Genomic DNA, 1,304 nt, shown 5'->3' with positions numbered 1-1,304 from the left:
GCCGACAAGGTCGCGATCACCGCGCCGCGGATCAAGTCCGGATCGGCGAATCCAGGCCCGAAGTTGGCCACCTTGATCGCCGGGATGTGCGCCGGGGCGGACAGCATCGATGATCTCGACCTGCTGCGCAGCGGCGGCGGCAAGAACCTGTTCGGCGGGGTGTATGCGCCCTCGACGGTGGGAACCTTGTTGCGGGAGTTCACCTTCGGGCACGGCAAGCAGTTGGAGTCGGTGCTGGGTGAGCATCTGTGCGCCCTGGCCGATCGGGTGGATCTGCTGCCCGGTAAGCAGGTGCGGTGTTTCGTCGATATCGACTCGTTGCTGCGTCCGGTCTACGGGCACCAGAAACAAGGCGCGTCCTACGGACACACCAAGATCGCGGGCAAACAGGTTCTCCGCAAGGGACTTTCACCGTTGGTGGCCACGATCAGCACCGACCTCGCGGCCCCGGTGATCGCCGGGATGCGGTTGCGGGCGGGCAAGACCGGCTCCGGTAAAGGCGCCGCGTCGATGGTCACCGCCGCGATCAACACCGCCCGCGCCGCCGGGGCCACCGGCCAGATCCTGGTGCGCGGTGATTCGGCCTTCGGGAACCGGAAAGTGGTGCGGGCCGCGGTGCGCGCCGGTGCGGGGTTCTCGGTGGTGATGACCAGAAACGCCGCGCTGCAGCGTGCGATCGACGGAATCGACCCCGACGCTTGGACCCCGGTGAACTATCCCGGCGCGATCCGCGATCCCGACACCGGGCAGTGGATCTCTGATGCCGAGGTCGCCGAAATCGCCTACACCGCTTTCGCTTCCACCAAGGAAAGCGTCACCGCCCGGTTGATCGTGCGCCGGGTGAAGGATGCTCGTTTCCCGGATGGTTTGTTCCCGGTCTGGCGGTATCACCCGTTTTTCACCAACTCCGGCGAGTCCACCGCCGACGCCGATATCACCCACCGAAAACACGCTGTCGTCGAGACCGTTTTCGCCGACTTGATCGACGGCCCGCTGGCCCACATCCCGTCCGGGAGATTCGGTGCCAACTCCGCCTGGGTCCTGGCCGCCGCGATCGCCCACAATCTGCTGCGCGCCACCGGCATCCTCGCCGGCGGAAACCACGGCCGCGCTCGCGCGGCCACCCTGCGCCGCAAGATCGTCAACATCCCCGCCCGCCTGGCCCGCCCGCAACGCCGCCCGGTCCTGCACCTGCCCAGCCACTGGCCTTGGACCGATGCATGGCTCACCTTGTGGCACAACACCATCGGCTACACACCACCACAACCCGAAGCTCTCTGACCACCCCGGCTGCAACGGCCCGA

The 1,304-nt window shown here is 67.2% G+C and carries 1 protein-coding gene; it reads left to right on the top strand.

Annotated features, from left to right (window positions below; all coding sequences use genetic code 11):
* Nucleotides 1–1,281: IS1380 family transposase (locus ACIRRA_RS46050; RefSeq protein ID WP_402782506.1), on the top strand; the 1,281-nt coding region annotated here is incomplete at its 5' end.
* Nucleotides 1,282–1,304 lie beyond the last annotated feature (23 nt).

This window comes from Nocardia sp. NPDC101769 (genome assembly GCF_044766925.1).
GTDB lineage: Bacteria > Actinomycetota > Actinomycetes > Mycobacteriales > Mycobacteriaceae > Nocardia.
The sequence above is the reverse complement of the archived record's forward strand: the minus strand, read 5'-3'. Positions and strand labels throughout refer to the sequence as shown.